Annotated in this window: 12 protein-coding genes, 2 tRNA genes and 3 rRNA genes; 7 read left to right on the top strand and 10 right to left on the bottom strand. The window is 36.2% G+C overall.

What is annotated here, in order from left to right; translation table 11 throughout:
• Position 1 precedes the first annotated feature (1 nt).
• Together CLU83_RS00875 and CLU83_RS00870 are read right to left on the bottom strand one after the other, a co-directional pair.
• Positions 2-2815 carry a hypothetical protein gene (locus CLU83_RS00875; protein ID WP_100429871.1) on the bottom strand — a complete coding sequence of 938 codons (2814 nt, stop codon included), beginning with the start codon at positions 2813-2815 and terminating at the stop codon, positions 2-4.
• A gap of 11 nt (positions 2816-2826) precedes the next feature.
• On the bottom strand, positions 2827-4149 hold the full coding sequence (locus CLU83_RS00870; protein WP_100429870.1) for an NACHT domain-containing NTPase: 1323 nt from the start codon (positions 4147-4149) through the stop codon (positions 2827-2829).
• A gap of 114 nt (positions 4150-4263) precedes the next feature.
• On the opposite strand from CLU83_RS00870, the gene CLU83_RS00865 reads away from it, so the two are divergent.
• A complete protein-coding gene (locus tag CLU83_RS00865) occupies positions 4264-4611 on the top strand; it encodes a transposase (RefSeq protein WP_100429739.1) in 348 nt (115 codons plus the stop codon).
• A 22-nt stretch (positions 4612-4633) separates the two neighbouring features.
• Positions 4634-5638 (top strand): transposase, encoded by a 1005-nt coding sequence (locus tag CLU83_RS00860; RefSeq protein ID WP_198512337.1) that lies wholly within the window; start codon positions 4634-4636, stop codon positions 5636-5638.
• Between the two features lie 52 nt (positions 5639-5690).
• On the opposite strand, the gene rrf is transcribed toward CLU83_RS00860, so the two are convergent.
• The 5 genes from rrf to CLU83_RS00835 all read right to left on the bottom strand — a co-directional run bounded on the left by rrf (position 5691) and on the right by CLU83_RS00835 (position 11073).
• A 5S ribosomal RNA gene (gene rrf / locus CLU83_RS00855) occupies positions 5691-5800 on the bottom strand.
• A 184-nt stretch (positions 5801-5984) separates the two neighbouring features.
• Positions 5985-8868: ribosomal RNA gene (locus CLU83_RS00850) — 23S ribosomal RNA — on the bottom strand.
• Between the two features lie 206 nt (positions 8869-9074).
• A tRNA-Ala gene (locus CLU83_RS00845) sits at positions 9075-9148 on the bottom strand.
• A gap of 135 nt (positions 9149-9283) precedes the next feature.
• A tRNA-Ile gene (locus CLU83_RS00840) sits at positions 9284-9360 on the bottom strand.
• 199 nt (positions 9361-9559) lie between these two features.
• Positions 9560-11073 (bottom strand): 16S ribosomal RNA (locus CLU83_RS00835).
• Together the 16S, 23S and 5S rRNA genes with 2 tRNA genes alongside form the textbook arrangement of a ribosomal RNA operon.
• Before the next feature lie 1082 nt (positions 11074-12155).
• On the opposite strand from CLU83_RS00835, the gene thrS reads away from it, so the two are divergent.
• The 4 genes from thrS (at position 12156) to rplT (ending at position 15476) form a co-directional block, all read left to right on the top strand.
• On the top strand, positions 12156-14102 hold the full coding sequence (thrS, locus tag CLU83_RS00830; RefSeq protein WP_100429868.1) for a threonine--tRNA ligase: 1947 nt from the start codon (positions 12156-12158) through the stop codon (positions 14100-14102).
• A gap of 22 nt (positions 14103-14124) precedes the next feature.
• Entirely contained in the window at positions 14125-14676 is a 552-nt protein-coding gene (gene infC / locus CLU83_RS00825) for a translation initiation factor IF-3 (RefSeq protein ID WP_100429867.1), read from the top strand.
• Positions 14677-14785: 109 nt separating this feature from the next.
• Positions 14786-14983, top strand: a complete 198-nt coding sequence (rpmI, locus tag CLU83_RS00820) for a 50S ribosomal protein L35 (RefSeq protein ID WP_007810722.1) — start codon at positions 14786-14788, stop codon at positions 14981-14983.
• Positions 14984-15131: 148 nt separating this feature from the next.
• Complete coding sequence (gene rplT, locus CLU83_RS00815; protein WP_035633036.1) at positions 15132-15476, top strand: 50S ribosomal protein L20; 345 nt, start codon at positions 15132-15134, stop codon at positions 15474-15476.
• A gap of 117 nt (positions 15477-15593) precedes the next feature.
• On the opposite strand, the gene aspA is transcribed toward rplT, so the two are convergent.
• From aspA to CLU83_RS00800, 3 genes are all read right to left on the bottom strand, one after another.
• The gene (aspA, locus tag CLU83_RS00810) at positions 15594-17003 is read right to left on the bottom strand and encodes an aspartate ammonia-lyase (protein ID WP_100429866.1); all 1410 of its coding nucleotides are present in this window, start codon (positions 17001-17003) and stop codon (positions 15594-15596) included.
• Between the two features lie 204 nt (positions 17004-17207).
• Positions 17208-17957: a DUF2490 domain-containing protein gene (locus CLU83_RS00805; protein WP_100429865.1), complete on the bottom strand. Its 750-nt coding sequence runs from the start codon at positions 17955-17957 to the stop codon at positions 17208-17210.
• A 151-nt stretch (positions 17958-18108) separates the two neighbouring features.
• Positions 18109-18972: a hypothetical protein gene (locus tag CLU83_RS00800; protein WP_100429864.1), complete on the bottom strand. Its 864-nt coding sequence runs from the start codon at positions 18970-18972 to the stop codon at positions 18109-18111.
• A gap of 327 nt (positions 18973-19299) precedes the next feature.
• Between CLU83_RS00800 and CLU83_RS00795 the strand changes: the two genes are divergently transcribed.
• On the top strand, positions 19300-19461 hold the full coding sequence (locus CLU83_RS00795) for a hypothetical protein (protein ID WP_157801960.1): 162 nt from the start codon (positions 19300-19302) through the stop codon (positions 19459-19461).
• Positions 19462-19481 lie beyond the last annotated feature (20 nt).

Genomic DNA, 19481 nt, shown 5'->3' with positions numbered 1-19481 from the left:
TCTAATTTATAATTTCTTCCACTTTTCGCAAAGCATCTGCAAAATTCATTGGTTGAGATTTAGAATTAATATAACTCGTTTTAGAGTTATCTATTAGTAAGTTGATATGAAATAATTCTGTATCGTGATCTTCTTTATTTAGTTTCGCTTTTATATCAAATAATACTTTTTGCGTTTTACCATAACTTACGTCATCATTAGATAAATTCGAGACGTATGAACTTAAAAATGCACCACTATCATTAAAAACACTTTTATCTGAACCCTTTCCCTTTCCATAAGTTTTAAAAAATAACTTCTCTAAAGTATCATAATCTACAGCAGAATAATTTGAATAATACATCTGAGACATTCGATCTTCTTTAAGTAAAGAATAATAGTAAACGATGGCTTCTTTTCTATTCTGTTGAAACAAAACTCCCAATGCATCCCACAAATAAAATTTATTACTATCTTCTAAATTAATATCTAAATATTCAATCGCTTTAGCAATACAAAAATCTATTTCTTTATCTTTTTTTAATAATATTTTCACCGCAGACCAACATTTAGGACTTTTAATATCTTCACAACATTCTTTCAACAAAGCAAAATCCCGTGTTAACTCAATATATTTTTCTAGTTTTTCATCTAAATTATAACCTGGGTCATTATCCTTAAAAAAATTTCTGATTTTAGGAAAAGCAAGACTTAAGTTATGGTCTAATACATAACTCACGTGTCTATCCATAACGGATGAAAACATTTTCTTGTCTAATATGTTGTCAACAATTCTTTCATTAAAAAGCTTTTCATCACTAATCCTAGATAATAACTTCCCGAAAATATCTTCCTCTTCGCTTGACTTGTCAATATCAAAATACTCAAGGCAATTCAATAAAAATTCTTGAGATAATTCAAATTCATATTCATCTTGAAAAGCCAAAATAGTTTTCAACTTTTCATAATCTAAGCCATAGTTAAATGAATTAAAATCATAAAGTATAATAATTTCTTCAAAATTAATTTTTGATGAAGTCTTAGTACACCAATCAATTATATCTGCTATTTGCTCATCAGAAACTTTAAACCTAATATTCGAATTTACGTTTCCTAGAATTAAAGTTTTAATCTCATTATATCTAATAAAGTCATTTTTTAATAAAACTTGAACATCTTCAAAAGTTAAATTCTCCTTGTAATTATAAACTAAAGTATTCAAAATATCCAATGAAGTATCAATTGTATTGCTAAAGTATCCATTCTTTTCATACCAATCACTTTCAATTTTTCTTATTTCATTTTGATCAATAACTGGTATGTTTTCTTGGAAAATAATTTCAATTTCTCTCAATAATTCTAATCTATTAAAAAGAATATCAAAATTACTTTGAAACTTTAAATTATTCTGTATTTGCTGATTTGATAGCTCCCCTTCACTTAAAAGTGGAGTGTCAAATTTAAAATTAATATCCTCACTACTCATCAGTAAATCGAATTCATAGCTTGCTGCTTTATTATAAACCCATAAATTATGTCTAAAAATATTAATATCATCTGAAGTAATCCTTTCTATTACAAATTGCTCTCTTACTAATTCAATAGTTTCAGTTGTAGCAATACTTGCCAAAAGAACTCTTACTTTTGAGAAAGTATTGTTTTCTAATAAATATCTAGAAGCTTCAAATTGTTCACTCCCTTTAACAATTATTTCGACCAATAATTTATCTTGCAAATAAAAATTTGTTTTACCATTAATAGAAGTCAAAAAACGTATTATAAAATCATTTTCTTTATGACTAAAAAACAAACATCTTTCCAATATTTGAATTGCATACGTATTATCTAAACGAATCTTGCGTTCATCAATAAAGTGATATTTTATTAATTCAATAAATTTATTTGAGTCCGAAAGTTTTAAAATAATCTCATTTAAAACCCAACTATTTCCTCTATGAACTTTATCAGGATCATCTCTTTTTACTATATTATTGACTCTCAAGAATTCTTCTTTTAAATACCAAAACAAGTTGTCAATATTATTCTGATTCATAACCAGAAATAACAATGCACTATTAATTTCCTTACTTGTTTCTGCCTTAAATATTTCAAAAATTAAGTTTAAATATTCCCCATCTTCCTCACAAAATTTGTGAGCCGTGATACAATTGATAATCTTAGATTTAATGCTGTTTTGAATAGATGCATCCTTTAAGAATTCAATAAACAAATCTTTAATTTCCCTTTTACGATTAAACTGAATTGTAAAAAAGCTCAATAAATTCAATGCAGAAATAACAACTCTTGGTTCATCTTTTGTTTCGTTAATAATGTCTAACAAATATTCGAAATTCTCTTCACAATCACCAAATTGAGCAATTTCTAATACAGAAAATGTCTTATTTGTATTTATCCAAAATCCTTTTTCAATACATTCCCTTTTAAAATAGTCCCTAAATACTTGAATTTTAAAATTATCTGTTTTATCGGAATCAGCTTTAAATAACAATTCTAATTCATTATCAATTAACCAACTTACTAATTCATTATATTTATCACTATCTAAAATATTCAACAGAAAAGCAATAGTGTTAAACAAGGATGGATGTGTTTTATCTGTTCCACTAATTACAATAAAATCTTTAATTTTTTCAAAACTTAATTCAGAAAGTGCTAATGCTGCAAAATACTCTTGAATATTTCTATGTTCAAAAAACCAAGTTTCTTGATTAGCGAATCTATCCAATAATGGATTTTTCTTAAATTCATTAAAATGCAGAGAACTTTCTTTTAAAATTGAATATAAGTTATTATCATCGAAAACATTTGTTTTCATCAACTCATTAATCAAAGAGGTTTTTTTGAATATTTTTTTATTAAAAGAGGATCAATAGAAACTTTAACTAATTTATTTTTTTTGTCATAAGCCAATCTTTTATCAAGATAAACCTTCCATAAATTTGCTGTGCTTGTTGGAAGTTCATTCTTTTCAGAAATATAATCAGCTAAAATGTTAATTAAAAAAGGGTTTTTTAGGAAAATATTAAATTTATCATTCAAATTAAAACCTTTACATTTTTTATTAAATAATTTAATGCCTTGATCATAGGTTAAATCCTGCAGATAAAATGTTTTAAACGAAGGAAGCCCTATAACTATACTTTCATATATGTTTGTTCTACAACTTATAACATACTTAATACTCCTTTTAAAATGAGAATTATTTTCAATAAAATTTTGAAATTTTGATTTAAATGATTCAATATCTGCTATTTCATCTATTCCGTCCAAAATTAATAGAACATCATTTAACTCCATCCAATTAGTTGGTAAAAAACTATCAATAGTATCTGTATTAGAAAAGTTTTTAAGACTTTTGAAAATCGGTGAGTGATTATCAACTTCTCCTTCTTTCCAATTCGAAAGTGCTAGTTTTAATAATTCTGTAGATTTACCACTTCCTGGATTTCCTAAAATAAATAGGTTATTTTGCTCATTAACAATTTCAGATAAAGTTAATCTGTTGTTTTTGAAATAGTCATTATCTTTTTGTAGTTCTTCTGATAGCGTTCTTTCTATATAATCTTTATCCAAACTAACGTTACCAATAAATTTCTCTTTATCCTCAACTTTAATTATTATTTTCTTAAAAGGCTTTCTTGAAAATATAATATTTTCAAATTTGGCTATTACTTTGTTTTCATTAATAACAAAATCTACATCTTGACCATACAATTCTTTATAAAATATTTTATCCAATGCAAACAATTCCCTTATTCCATTTGACAAATCAAGCGCATAATAGCTAAATGGAAATTTATTGCTTAAAATTGGTGAAAGTTTTTCAGAATTATCCTCATTTGAAAAATTTGATTTTGGATTTATAGCAATAAATAAATCATTTTCATCAAGATCGTAGTTTGATTCTAAATTCAAACCTTTTTTTACAATATTTCCTATTGCTAAATCAGACTCATAATTTTTACATTCTATGAAAATTTTATTTTCTTTATAATTTTTAGATACTATAATTAATATATCAAATCCATTTTGACTACCAGATTTTTGTGCCCTAGCTTTAGTAACTGTAAACCCTATTCTTTCCAATAAGCTAACAAAAAAATCCTTTGTGATATTTTCAAATAAACTCCCTTTTTCCTGACTAGTCATAAATATAATTTAATATTCAAATATAAGTATTTTTGAAAAAAGAATGGATCAAGAACAAAACCTGGGGAGGAAATGTTAAAATAAAATAAGAACTTTGTAATCTTATAATTTGAGATGACTCCTATTGACCTTTTAAAATTGATGCTGCCTGATTTTTTAGTAGACCACTTTGAAGTGGTTTCTACTACTAATACAGAAGAAATATTACACTTGTATTTTGAGGAAAAAATTAAGCCTCCACAAGAGTTTAATACATTTGAACTGGTATCAAAGGGCTTTTTGGATGAGATCACTATTCAGGATTTTCCTCTAAGAGGTAAGTTTGTGTATTTGCATATCAAAAGACGTCGCTGGACTAATAAAACCACAGGAGAAATTATTAAAAGAGATTGGAATTTAGTTGCCAAAGGAACCCGCATGACTCAAGAGTTTGCGGCTTTTTTAAAAGAAATTAATAGATAACAGCGCTACCGATTGTCATACCATTGGAGGTTTTTTCGGAGTAAACGGAAAGAAGCTCCAAAGACAATACAAAAAGCACTTGAGTTCCTTTAATACTTGGGATCCACGAGAACATGCACATCAATGGATTGTTTATCCTGAAAATATAGGTACTCATTTATCAATTGACGAAGTAGCTTTATCTCAGGGTGAACTTTATACTATTGTAACCAACAAGAAATTCAAAGGCAAAAAAGGTTCATTAGTTGCTATTGTTGCTGGAACCAAGGCTGATCAGGTTATAGAACACATCAGTAAGATTGATTATAAGAAGAGGAGCTGTGTCAAAGAGATAACACTTGACATGGCTAATTCCATGAAACTAATCTCTAAGAGATGCTTTCCAAAAGCAATACAAGTGACCGATAGGTTTCATGTTCAAAAATTAGCATTGGAAGCTTTACAAGAGATTAGAATCAAGCATCGATGGGAAGCTATGGATTTTGAGAATCAATTGATATTGCAGGCAAAAAGAGAGAATAAAACATATATCCCAGAGCTCTTGCCTAATGGAGATTCTCTAAAACAACTTTTGGCCAGAAGCAGGTATCTACTCTATAAATCTCGCGAAAAATGGACTGAAAATCAAAAAGAAAGGGCTCAAATGTTATTTGAATTATACCCCGATATAAAGACAGCATATAATCTAAATCAACAACTTCGAGGGATTTACAATAACAACAATGACAAACACATTGCCATGACCAAACTGGCGCATTGGTATAGAAATGTAGAGGAATCAGGCTTTAAAAACTTTAATATTCTGCTCAATACTATAACTTTTAACTACCAGTCAATTTTAAACTATTTTGACAATAGAAGCACAAATGCTTCTGCCGAATCTTTCAATGCAAAAATAAAAGCTTTTAGAAGTCAGTTTAGAGGAGTGAGAAATATAGATTTCTTCTTATTCAGATTATCCAATCTTTTAACATTTCCTCCCCAACTTTTGCTCCTGATCCGGTATAATCCCATCTTCTTCTCATGAATTTACTGCAACCAAAAAACCCTGTTTCGGTATGAAACAGGGTTTTAATAAAGAAAGGCAGCGACATACTCTCCCACATAACTGCAGTACCATCTGCGCAGGCGGGCTTAACTACTCTGTTCGGGATGGGAAGAGGTGAGCCCCGCCGCAATAACCACCTTAAGGCCGTTAGTTGCTTTGGACAACTTTTTAATTAATAATTAGCTACGCTCAGTTCGGCTTTCGCCTCGTGTGATCATTAACCATTAATAATTAAAATAATATCTTAACATACTGAGATAAAGAATATAAAAAGTGTATTAGAAAGTTCCGTCCCCCCTCCTTTGGAGGGGAAGGGGGAGGTGGCGTACATAAGCTTACGGATTATTAGTACTACTCGACTATGACATTACTGCCTTTACATCTATAGCCTATCAACGTGGTCATCTCCCACGATCCTTAAAAGAAATCTCATCTTGTGGTGGGTTTCGCGCTTATATGCTTTCAGCGCTTATCCCTTCCCAACGTAGCTACTCTGCGGTGCCCCTGGCGGGACAACAGATACACTAGAGGTTAGTCCAATTCGGTCCTCTCGTACTAGAATCAGATCCACTCAAATTTCTTGCGCCCACAGTAGATAGAGACCGAACTGTCTCACGACGTTCTGAACCCAGCTCGCGTGCCACTTTAATGGGCGAACAGCCCAACCCTTGGGACCTTCTCCAGCCCCAGGATGTGACGAGCCGACATCGAGGTGCCAAACCCCCCCGTCGATATGAGCTCTTGGGGGAGATCAGCCTGTTATCCCCGGCGTACCTTTTATCCTTTGAGCGATGGCCCTTCCATGCGGAACCACCGGATCACTATGCTCTACTTTCGTACCTGATCGACCTGTATGTCTCTCAGTCAAGCTCCCTTATGCCATTGCACTCTACGCACGGTTACCAAGCGTACTGAGGGAACCTTTAGAAGCCTCCGTTACTCTTTTGGAGGCGACCACCCCAGTCAAACTACCCACCAAGCAATGTCCCCCGCTTAAGCGGGGTTAGGCCTCAGATAAACAAAGGGTTGTATTTCAACAATGACTCCACAACGCCTGGCGACGCCGCTTCAAAGTCTCCAACCTATCCTACACATCATTTATCCAAGGTCAATACTAAGCTATAGTAAAGGTGCACAGGGTCTTTTCGTCCCACTGCGGGTAAACGGCATCTTCACCGTTACTACAATTTCACCGAGCTCATGGCTGAGACAGTGTCCAGATCGTTACACCATTCGTGCAGGTCGGAACTTACCCGACAAGGAATTTCGCTACCTTAGGACCGTTATAGTTACGGCCGCCGTTTACTGGGGCTTCAATTCAATGCTTCTCCGAAGATAACATCTCCTCTTAACCTTCCAGCACCGGGCAGGTGTCAGGCCCTATACTTCATCTTACGATTTTGCAGAGCCCTGTGTTTTTGATAAACAGTCGCCTGGACCTCTTCACTGCGGCCCCCATTACTGGGGGCGACCCTTCTCCCGAAGTTACGGGTCTATTTTGCCTAATTCCTTAGCCATGAATCTCTCGAGCACCTTAGGATTCTCTCCTCGACTACCTGTGTCGGTTTGCGGTACGGGTACTAATTACCTGAAGTTTAGAGGTTTTTCTTGGAAGCCCTTAGGCGCACTATCTCTTTGTCCGAAGACTCCGAGTACTATCGTATTTCCCCAAAACCCGTGGATTTGCCTGCGGGTCTTATAGGTAGGTACTTCAACGAACTATTCCGTCAGTTCGCGGCGCTTTCATCACTCCGTCACCCCATCACAGTAATCAGTAGTACGGGAATATTAACCCGTTGGCCATCGACTGTCCCTTTCGGGTTCGCCTTAGGTCCCGACTAACCCACAGCTGATTAGCATAGCTGTGGAAACCTTAGTCTTTCGGTGTGCGGGTTTCTCGCCCGCATTATCGTTACTTATGCCTACATTTTCTTTTCCAGCCGGTCCAGCATACCTGACGATACACCTTCAACCCTGCTGGAATGCTCCCCTACCACTTGTATTTACATACAAATCCATAGCTTCGGTAATATGTTTATGCCCGATTATTATCCATGCTCGTCCGCTCGACTAGTGAGCTGTTACGCACTCTTTAAATGAATGGCTGCTTCCAAGCCAACATCCTAGCTGTCTGGGCAGACAAACCTCGTTCTTTCAACTTAACATATATTTGGGGACCTTAGCTGATGGTCTGGGTTCTTTCCCTCTCGGACTTGGACCTTAGCACCCAAGCCCTCACTGCTGTGAAACATTATATAGCATTCGGAGTTTGTCAGGAATTGGTAGGCGGTGAAGCCCCCGCATCCAATCAGTAGCTCTACCTCTATATAACTTATGCACAGCGCTGCACCTAAATGCATTTCGGGGAGTACGAGCTATTTCCGAGTTTGATTGGCCTTTCACCCCTACCCACAGGTCATCCGAAGACTTTTCAACGTCAACCGGTTCGGACCTCCACACTGTGTTACCAGCGCTTCATCCTGCCCATGGGTAGATCACACGGTTTCGCGTCTAACACTACTGACTAAAGCGCCCTATTCAGACTCGCTTTCGCTACGGATCCATGGCTTAACCATTTATCCTTGCCAGCAACGTTAACTCGTAGGCTCATTATGCAAAAGGCACGCCGTCACCCCACTAAAGGGCTCCGACCGCTTGTAAGCGTATGGTTTCAGGATCTATTTCACTCCGTTATTCACGGTTCTTTTCACCTTTCCCTCACGGTACTGGTTCACTATCGGTCTCTCAGGAGTATTTAGCCTTAGCGGATGGTCCCGCCAAATTCAGACAGGGTTTCACGTGCCCCGCCCTACTCAGGATACCACTATCTATTACACTTATTACTTATACGAGGCTATCACTCTCTATGGCTCTGCTTTCCAGCAGATTCTAATTCTTTGTGCATAAAATCTCGTGGTCCTACAACCCCAGCACTGCCGTAACAGCACTGGTTTGGGCTAATCCGCGTTCGCTCGCCACTACTTACGGAATCACTTTTGTTTTCTTCTCCTCCGCCTACTTAGATGTTTCAGTTCAGCGGGTTTGCCCACCTATCGGTGTGCTATGTCTTCAACATAGCGGGTTGCCCCATTCAGGTATTTACGGATCAATCGATGTGTGCTCGTCCCCGTAACTTTTCGCAGCTTATCACGCCTTTCATCGCCTCTGAGAGCCAAGGCATCCCCCATACGCCCTTATTTTGCTTATTGTACTTACAAAGTATTAAGATTTAAGTATTAAGTATCAAGATTACTCTTAATACTTGATACTACCGTCTTGATACTATCATGTTCTTTCTACTTTTTATTATTTCTTATCTCAATATGTCAATGAACTTTAATAAGTATCAAGATTTTTGTATTAAGTATTAAGATTTTGTCTTAATTCTTTGTACTATTATCTCTATACTTTCCTGTGGAGAATAACGGAGTCGAACCGTTGACCTCCTGCGTGCAAGGCAGGCGCTCTAGCCAGCTGAGCTAATCCCCCAATTTAATTATGAATTGTGAATTATGAATTATGAATTGTTGTAATTCGTAATCTTTCAACCCTAGAATTTCCTTTTAATCTGTTTCTATGAACGTTTTTGTCTTAATACTTAATTCTAAGTACTTAATACTTTTTTGGTTGTCTCGGACAGACTCGAACTGTCGACCCCTACATTATCAGTGTAGTACTCTAACCAGCTGAGCTACGAGACACTCTTAAAATTGTTTTGAATTTTGAATTTTTTTATTTTAAATGCCTTTACGTCATTTATAATTTATAATTCATCATTTAAAATAATTTATTTTCTTTTTTTTAAATTAACAGCAAGAGTAATATAATCTTATTATCTGTAACCAATAGTCAGATCGTCTTCTTTCCTTAGCGTGCATATAGCTAACACTAAAGCTCTAGAAAGGAGGTGTTCCAGCCGCACCTTCCGGTACGGCTACCTTGTTACGACTTAGCCCTAGTTACCAGTTTTACCCTAGGCAGCTCCTTGCGGTCACCGACTTCAGGCACCCCCAGCTTCCATGGCTTGACGGGCGGTGTGTACAAGGCCCGGGAACGTATTCACCGGATCATGGCTGATATCCGATTACTAGCGATTCCAGCTTCACGGAGTCGAGTTGCAGACTCCGATCCGAACTGTGACCGGTTTTGTAGATTCGCTCCTGGTCGCCCAGTGGCTGCTCTCTGTACCGGCCATTGTAGCACGTGTGTAGCCCAAGGCGTAAGGGCCGTGATGATTTGACGTCATCCCCACCTTCCTCACAGTTTGCACTGGCAGTCTCGTTAGAGTTCCCGACATGACTCGCTGGCAACTAACAACAGGGGTTGCGCTCGTTATAGGACTTAACCTGACACCTCACGGCACGAGCTGACGACAACCATGCAGCACCTTGTAAATTGTCTTGCGAAAAAACTGTTTCCAGTCCGGTCAATCTACATTTAAGCCTTGGTAAGGTTCCTCGCGTATCATCGAATTAAACCACATGCTCCACCGCTTGTGCGGGCCCCCGTCAATTCCTTTGAGTTTCATTCTTGCGAACGTACTCCCCAGGTGGGATACTTATCACTTTCGCTTAGCCACTGAGATCGCTCCCAACAGCTAGTATCCATCGTTTACGGCGTGGACTACCAGGGTATCTAATCCTGTTCGCTACCCACGCTTTCGTCCATCAGCGTCAATCAATTAGTAGTAACCTGCCTTCGCAATTGGTATTCCATGTAATCTCTAAGCATTTCACCGCTACACTACATATTCTAGTTACTTCCTAATAATTCAAGTCTGGCAGTATCAATGGCCGTTCCACCGTTGAGCGATGGGCTTTCACCACTGACTTACCAAACCGCCTACGGACCCTTTAAACCCAATGATTCCGGATAACGCTTGGATCCTCCGTATTACCGCGGCTGCTGGCACGGAGTTAGCCGATCCTTATTCTCACAGTACCGTCAAGACATTACACGTAATGTTGTTTCTTCCTGTGCAAAAGCAGTTTACAATCCATAGGACCGTCATCCTGCACGCGGCATGGCTGGATCAGGCTTGCGCCCATTGTCCAATATTCCTCACTGCTGCCTCCCGTAGGAGTCTGGTCCGTGTCTCAGTACCAGTGTGGGGGATCTCCCTCTCAGGACCCCTACCCATCGTAGCCATGGTAAGCCGTTACCTTACCATCTAGCTAATGGGACGCATGCTCATCTTTTGCCGTTGTGACTTTAATTATATCTCGATGCCGAGTCATAATACTATGAGGTATTAATCCAAATTTCTCTGGGCTATCCCTCTGCAAAAGGTAGATTGCATACGCGTTACGCACCCGTGCGCCGGTCTCTGCTCCCGAAGAAGCATACCCCTCGACTTGCATGTGTTAAGCCTGCCGCTAGCGTTCATCCTGAGCCAGGATCAAACTCTTCATCGTATATTGTGCACTTAATAAATTAAGCTGTTTTATGCGACTCAAATTCTAGTGGTCTTTTCTCAAATCTTCCGATTCTATTACTCTTATTTCTTTTGTTCTGATCTTTCGACCAAAACGGCTGTCAATTCAATATGTCTAGGAACGTTGTCTTCTCTTTTTTTGTTAAGATTCACAACAGTGAATCTCTACGCTTTTCGCCTTTCGTTTGTTTCTCAAAGCGGGTGCAAAAGTAGCAATTTATTTCTAACTGGCAAGAATTTTTTGAAGTTTTTTTGGAAAAATTTATTTTCCCTTTCTTCTCTTTTTCTCATCAGTATTTCAAATAACTTTGCCCATTTAGCGGGGTGCAAAAGTAACATCCGTTTTTAAATCTCACAAGCTTTTTTTAATCTTTTTTGAAAATAAATTTTCGTTTCGATTTAGTGGGCTTGTCAGGATTTCTATGAACGTCCGCGTTGTTGCGGGTGCAAAAGTAGATAGTTTATTCGTTTAAACAATAGCTTTTCTTAACTATTTTTTCATTATTTATTAATGTATTGGTTTATGGCTGTTTACACAATGGCCTTTTTTACTGATTTGGGAGTTTTCGGGAAATTCTCGCTAATTTTGGCCTTTCTTTGGGCGCTCAGCCCTCTTGAGGATTGTGCCAAATACCATTAACAATGCTTTATTTTCTCGCAGAGACGCAAAGACTCAAAGTTTGAAACTACTTTCTTTGCAACTCTGCGCCTTTGCTCTTGGTAAATTTAAGAGAAAAAGCCCTTCTTGACAGCATTAGGAGTATTTAAGGAATCCATTTTCCCTGAATACTTCTTTACCTAATTATATATTAAGTGTAGATTTTCCTCTTCGCTTCTTATGAAAACTGATGCCCTAGCCCAGATGAAAGCGGCATCCTATTGTCCCGGGGTTCGGGACAATAGATATAGTGTACAGCTGGAAATAGCTCCTGACTATTTGGATTGATGTTTTTACGACTACACTCAATTTGATTTTACACTTATATATAGAACAAACCTTATATACCTATTGTATGTGTTTTGTTAATACTTTATATTTGCAATCTTAAAATATAAAAAACAATGATTAAGATTACTTTGCCCGATGGGTCAGTTAGAGAGTTTGCTCCAGAAGTAACTCCGATGGATGTTGCAAAAAGCATCAGTGAAGGATTTGCCAGAAATGTGATTTCGGCTTCTTTTAATGGTACAACTATTGAAACATCTACACCACTGACGACCGACGGCAGTCTTACATTATATACTTGGAATGATGCTGATGGCAAAAAAGCTTTTTGGCATTCAACTTCACACGTTATGGCGCAAGTGCTTGAAGAGATGTATCCTGGGATTCAATTAACTCTTGGCCCTGCAATCTCTAATGGATTCTACTACGATGTAGATTTTGGAGACCAAAAGATTACTGAGGCTGATTTTAAAAAAATTGAAGATCGTGTTCTTGAAATTTCAAGAGGAAAACATGAGTTTAAACTGCGTCCGGTTACTAAAGCAGAAGCATTGGAAATATACAAAGACAATGTTTATAAAACCGAACTGATTACTAATCTTGAAGACGGAACTATTACTTTTTGCGATCATTCTACCTTTACCGATTTATGCCGCGGAGGCCATATTCCAAACACTGGCATCATTAAAGCAATGAAAGTAATGAGCGTTGCCGGAGCTTACTGGAGAGGTGACGAGAAAAACAAACAGCTGACTCGTGTTTATGGAACTTCATTTCCGAAACAAAAAGATCTAACTGAATACCTAGAATTACTGGAAGAAGCAAAACGCCGTGACCATAGAAAACTAGGAAAAGAATTAGAATTGTTTGCTTTTTCTCAAAAAGTAGGCGCTGGTTTGCCATTATGGCTACCAAAAGGAGCTGCTTTGAGAGACAGATTAGAGCAATTTTTGAAAAAAGCACAGAAAAAAGCAGGTTATGAGCAAGTTGTAACTCCGCATATTGGACAAAAAGAATTATATGTAACTTCTGGTCACTATGCTAAATACGGTGCAGACAGTTTCCAGCCTATCAATACACCTGCTGAAGGTGAAGAGTTTTTATTGAAACCCATGAACTGTCCTCATCACTGTGAAATCTACAATGTAAGACCTTGGTCATACAAAGATTTACCAAAGCGCTACGCTGAGTTTGGAACAGTTTACAGATATGAACAAAGCGGTGAATTACACGGTTTAACTCGTGTTCGCGGGTTTACTCAGGACGATGCCCATATTTTTTGTACTCCAGAACAATTGGATGAAGAGTTTAAAAAAGTAATCGACTTGGTACTATATGTATTTGGCTCTTTAGGTTTTGAAAACTTTACAGCACAGATTTCTTTGAGAGACCAAGTAAACAGGGATAAATATATAGGTTCTGACGAAAATTGGGAGAAAGCAGAGAATGCTATTATCAATGCAGCAGCAGACAAAGGACTAAATACCGTTGTTGAATACGGAGAGGCTGCTTTCTACGGTCCAAAACTGGATTTCATGGTAAAGGATGCTTTAGGCAGACAATGGCAACTAGGGACGATTCAAGTAGATTACAATTTACCGGAGCGTTTTGAATTGACTTACAAAGGATCTGACAATGAACTACATAGACCCGTAATGATTCACAGAGCACCTTTTGGATCTATGGAACGATTTATTGCGATCTTACTGGAACATACAGCAGGAAATTTCCCACTTTGGTTAATGCCTGAGCAGGCAATTATACTGTCTTTGAGCGAGAAATATGAAAATTATGCTAAAAAAGTTTTAAATCTGCTAGAAAATCACGAAATTCGCGCCCTAATTGACAACAGAAGCGAGACAATAGGAAAGAAAATCAGAGATGCAGAAATGCAGAAAATCCCGTTTATGCTGATTGTAGGTGAGGAAGAAGAGAAAAACGGAACCATTTCTATTCGCCGTCATGGTCAAGAAGGAAAAGGCAATATCAGCGTTACAATAGAAGAATTTGCTTCGATTGTTGACGAGGAAATCAAAAAAACATTAAAAGTATTTACAGTTTAACTTAAATTATAAAGTCATAGCAATAAGAAGCAACAGAGGTTACCAACCTCGCGTAGAAAAAAAGGATGCACACAGAATAAATAATTTTATTCGCGGTGTACAAGAAGTAAGACTTGTGGGTGAAAACATAGAGCCTGGAGTTTTTAAACTTGCAGAAGCTTTAAGATTAGCTGACCAATTTGAATTGGATTTAGTTGAGATTTCTCCAAACGCAGAGCCACCGGTTTGTAAAATCATGGATTACAAGAAATTTGTTTACGAACAAAAGAAACGTGATAAGGCACTGAAAGCAAAATCTACTCAAGTAGTAGTGAAAGAAATACGTTTTGGTCCTCAAACAGATGAGCATGATTACGAATTTAAGAGAAAGAATGCTGAAAAATTCTTGAAAGAAGGAGCTAAATTAAAAGCTTTCGTATTCTTTAAAGGACGCTCAATTATCTACAAAGATCAAGGTCAAATTTTATTATTAAGATTGGCAACAGATTTAGAAGAACACGGAAAAGTTGAAGCAATGCCTGTTCTTGAAGGAAAGAGAATGATTATGTTTATTGCTCCTAAGAAGAAAAAATAGTAACTAGGCAAAAGGCACCAGCCAAAAGTTTCACAACTAATGACTATTGACCGATAGCTTATTACTTAAAAAATAAGTAAGTAATAATAAATTAAAACACTAGGAAAAAATGCCTAAAATGAAAACCAAATCTAGCGCCAAGAAACGTTTTAAAGTTACTGGTTCTGGAAAGATTAAGAGAAAGCATGCTTTTAAAAGTCACATCTTGACTAAAAAATCTAAAAAACGTAAATTAGCTTTGACTCACTCAGCACTAGTTCACTCTACAGATATGAAAAGCATCAAACAACAATTAAGAATTATATAATCCCCACCCCAGCCCTCCCCAAAGGAGAGGGAGTAGGAAAAGGAAAGAATAATCTTTAGGTTAAAAACAATTTCAATAACCTTGGAGTATGGCCATAAGTTCCTTTGATTAAATTCAGGACGCCTGCTACAAAAAAACAATAAAAATTATGCCAAGATCGGTAAATTCAGTTGCTAAAAGAGCAAGAAGAAAAAAAATAATGAAGCAAGCCAAAGGTTTCTTTGGTAGACGTAAAAACGTTTGGACAGTTGCTAAGAATGCGGTAGAGAAAGCAATGTGCTACGCTTACCGTGACAGAAAAGTGAATAAAAGAAATTTCCGTGCATTATGGATTCAACGTATCAACGCTGGAGCTAGATTGGAAGGGATGTCTTATTCTCAATTCATGGGTAAAGTAAAAGCTAACGGAATCGAATTGAACCGTAAAGTTCTTGCTGATTTAGCGATGAATCACCCAGAAGCTTTCAAAGCAGTACTTAATAAAGTAAAATAAACGTTATATAAACTCAATTTAGAATTACTTACTTATATAGAAAAGCCCAATCTCACGATTGGGCTTTTCTTGTTTTTATTTTTGTTATAGATCGAATCGTTTAATCACTTTACACTTTTATGAAGTAATAAATTTTGGATTGATTAAGTTATCTAACGAATAAATTTCATCCCATTTATCCTGAGTGATTAATTTGCGTTCGACAACTGCAATCTGGTGAACACTCTTTCCTGTTTTCAAAGCTTCACCAGCAATACTAGCACTTTCTTCATATCCTAAAATCGGGTTTAGCTGAGTAACAATCCCAATACTGTTCATCACCATATTATAGCAGTGCTGTTCATTGGCGGTAATCCCAATAATACATTTATCAATTAATGTTTGAATGGCGTTTGACAAATAATCCAATGACGTAAACATTGCAAAAGCGATAACAGGTTCCATCACGTTCAGCTGTAGTTGACCAGCTTCGGCAGCCATAGTAACCGTTAAATCTTGCCCTATCACATAAAAACAGGTTTGATTGACCACTTCTGGAATTACGGGATTTACTTTTCCAGGCATAATTGAAGAACCCGGCTGACGCGCTGGCAGGTTAATTTCATTGAATCCTGTCCGAGGACCAGAACTCAGCAATCTCAAATCATTACAGATTTTGGAAATCTTAACCGCTGTTCTTTTCATTGTTCCCATAATCTGAACATACGCTCCAGTATCAACCGTTGCTTCAATCAAATCTGGAGACAAGGTTAACGGGATTCCTATTTCTTTAGCCAGATAATTAACGCAAATTTCAGGATAGCCTTCGGGTGCATTTACTTTAGTTCCGATAGCTGTTGCTCCCATATTAATATCTAACACTAAACTTTGAGCATCTTTTAGCCTTAAAACATCCTCTCCTATTGTTGTTGCGTAGGAATGGAATTCTTGTCCCAAAGTCATTGGCACTGCATCCTGCAGCTGCGTGCGTCCCATTTTTAAAACCTCCTTGAATTCCGTGCCTTTTGCGGCAAAAGCTTTTTCGAGATTTTCAACAGTTTTTATAAAATGATCCATTTTTAAATACAATGCTATCCTAAAAGCTGATGGATATGCATCGTTTGTAGATTGAGAACAATTCACATGATTATTTGGATGGAGAAAATTATACTCCCCTTTTTTATGCCCTAAATATTCCAATCCAATATTAGCAATAACCTCATTGGCATTCATATTTACTGATGTACCAGCACCGCCCTGAATCAAATCGCTAACAAATTCCTTATCATATTTACCCTCAATTACCTGATCACTGCCGTAACAAATGGCTTCAACAATTTTAGCATCCAAAGCCCCGCAATCCAGATTAGCCCTTGCCGCTGCTTTTTTTACATATCCCAATGCTTTTATAAACAGTGGCTCTTTTGAAATTGGAATGCCGGTAATATTAAAATTCTCGACGGCTCTGAAAGTTTGAATCCCATAATACAAATGATCAGGAATTTCCAATTCACCTAGAAAGTCATGCTCTTTTCTTGTTGTTTTCATAAGTAGCAATTTATTGTTTTTTAATGTAATATATAATCCGCATATCTTAATTGGATTTGACGCCAATATCGGTCATGCCCGTTACATATACTGATGTATTAAGCTTCTAAATTAGCATTAAAGTTAATACATAAATAAATTACGATAAAAGATTTTTGTTCGATTAAAAAAAACTTCGAACCTCAAATTGATAGAATACACCTCTTAAGAATGTTCGGGTATTTTATGTTTTAGAGTGGTGTTAAGATAAAAAAACAATCGGATCGTATGATTCATATCGTACTGATAGCCTGAATATTTTTGTTGGTAAACATTCATATAACCCAAATCATAACTTAATTTTGGAGTGATATTTTGTTTAATGCCAATAAACAATCTGTTTTGGTCAAATGTATTATAGACTGCCTCCTTTCCAAAATGGATTAACAGCTCATCGGATACAACCAATGAAGGCATTTTTTTATCAGTGAATATCGGAATGGTAAAACTGGCCAAATAACGTATTCTGTCCGTAAAACGAAGTTCGCCAGTAGGCTCGTCATTCGCCATTTTTTCCTGCCATCTTTGCTCGTTTCGCAATCTTTGAAGAATGCTTACTTTTCCAACTTTGGTAGCTAACTGTACTTGTTCATATACCCTGTTTTCATCTGCATAAGTTGACCATCCTTCTTTCGTTGGTGCTAGCCACATGTGTGCGTAACCGCCAGTAATAGAAACAGAAGCATTTGGAATATAAGAAACTCCGCCTCTTAGAAAATAAAAATTATTGCTTTCAAAAAACTCGTTTTCACGAAGATGAACATCGGCAACAACTCCCCAATGCTCTGCAAATTTTGTTACAGTATTCAAAGAAACCCAGGTTTGAACCTGCTGATTAACTTCTTTTTTGGATGTCCCTTGACCGAAAATTAAAAAGGGAAATAATAGAACTAAAACTTTAGATAAATTTTTCAAAACGCTATGTGATTAAGATCAAAAAGTAACTGCTGAACAAAATACAATTTCAGATTTTGCTCAGTAAAAATACTTTACATTTTATAATTCTAATATGATATTTATCATTTTGGAAAATAAAAGCAATGAGAAAATTATAACTTCCTTACTTCTAATCTTTGCCCCTCAATTTGTATTTCTCAATAATATAAGGAGTAATTGGTTTTAGTTGTTTCCCTGTTTCAGGATGAAATCCCGGCTGATTAAATAATTCAATTTCACCATCCTTTTTATAGTACCAAACTATAGGCTTCTCATTTTTAAAAAACTCTAATCCAGCCTTTGAATCCAACTTTTCCAGCTTCATTATTTTGTCATCAATAGGAACAATTAAAGTCAATTGACCAATTCCAAGTTTGTCATTAGAACAATCAACCGCTTCATAATGATTTTCTTTCCACTGCATACATTCTTTGGATGGAAAAATTATATTCTTTACGGTATATCCCATAAAAAACAAGGATACGAATGCGAGGGGAATGATAATTCTCTTTCTCATCGTTTTATTATTTACTTCTTCTTTAATAACTACTCCTAAATCCTTGCTATTGCCTTCAATTTCATCGTCCATTTCTTCTGAAAAAATTTCATCATTTATCTCATGAGTACCTTTATTTTGTCTATACCTATTAAAAGGCCTTGGATTAAAATCGACAAGAAGCGCTGCAATATTAATTCCTTCAATATCAGACAAATCTGTTTTCCCTTTAAAAAAAGTTTCAATCGGTCTAAACTTATCTGTTTGAGATTTTAATTTATTTAAATTTCCTATATCAAAATTAAAACCAAAAAAGATAGTAAAACTAGAAAAATCATCATGATTTATATTCATCTTCATCCGCTCAATACATAACTTTCTAAGTTTTGCCCTTGATGGATTAATAAAAAAACTAGAATAAACACCAGTCTTTTCTTCTTCATATTTCAGTCTAATTGTCTTCTTATACTCTTCGAGGGTATTTTGCTGTCCAATCATATTAGGAATTTTAGGAATCAATAGGAATTACTGGAATTACCGGAATTCCATTGAAATCTTTCAGCAGAAACGGCATTCCTTTGCTTCAGAATTAGTTCTTGTTCTATTTCGCGATAAGAACAAATGTACAAAACTAGTTCCAAAAAAGTGTTGCTATACAGCGTAGTACGTTTATTCGGGAAGTATAAATAATACTATACTGTTTTAGCACACTTCACTTCCCACAAGCAAAAGAACAAACAGTTTTTAATGGCTAGCCTATTCAGGCAACGATTCGATTTTAAAATCGAACAGCCCAATCTATGTCTAATTTTTAAATCCAATAAAATGAAAAGAATATTTTTAGTATCGTGTTATATCATTGCAGCAGTAGCAATGGCTTCTTGTACCAATGATGATGTGGAGACAACTCCAAAAACAAATAAGCAACAAATAAATGCTGACGGTGATGGCCAAAGCGGACAAATACCGGTAACCCCTCCAAAGTAATAATTTTAGGTTATTAATTC

It is taken from the genome of Flavobacterium sp. 1 (assembly GCF_002797935.1).
In the GTDB taxonomy this organism is placed as follows: domain Bacteria; phylum Bacteroidota; class Bacteroidia; order Flavobacteriales; family Flavobacteriaceae; genus Flavobacterium.
Note: the sequence above shows the minus strand (reverse complement) of the source record. Positions and strands in the feature narration are given on the sequence as shown.

Excerpts from the sequence above, each read along its gene's own strand:
- thrS (WP_100429868.1), top strand. The coding sequence starts at position 12,156 with ATGATTAAGATTACTTTGCCCGATGGGTCAGTTAGAGAGTTTGCTCCA.
- CLU83_RS00800 (WP_100429864.1), bottom strand. The coding sequence starts at position 18,972 with ATGATTGGACAGCAAAATACCCTCGAAGAGTATAAGAAGACAATTAGA.
- CLU83_RS00795 (WP_157801960.1), top strand. The coding sequence starts at position 19,300 with ATGAAAAGAATATTTTTAGTATCGTGTTATATCATTGCAGCAGTAGCA.
- rpmI (WP_007810722.1), top strand. The coding sequence starts at position 14,786 with ATGCCTAAAATGAAAACCAAATCTAGCGCCAAGAAACGTTTTAAAGTT.
- CLU83_RS00870 (WP_100429870.1), bottom strand. The coding sequence starts at position 4,149 with ATGACTAGTCAGGAAAAAGGGAGTTTATTTGAAAATATCACAAAGGAT.
- CLU83_RS00875 (WP_100429871.1), bottom strand. The coding sequence starts at position 2,815 with ATGAAAACAAATGTTTTCGATGATAATAACTTATATTCAATTTTAAAA.
- rplT (WP_035633036.1), top strand. The coding sequence starts at position 15,132 with ATGCCAAGATCGGTAAATTCAGTTGCTAAAAGAGCAAGAAGAAAAAAA.
- CLU83_RS00865 (WP_100429739.1), top strand. The coding sequence starts at position 4,264 with ATGACTCCTATTGACCTTTTAAAATTGATGCTGCCTGATTTTTTAGTA.
- aspA (WP_100429866.1), bottom strand. The coding sequence starts at position 17,003 with ATGAAAACAACAAGAAAAGAGCATGACTTTCTAGGTGAATTGGAAATT.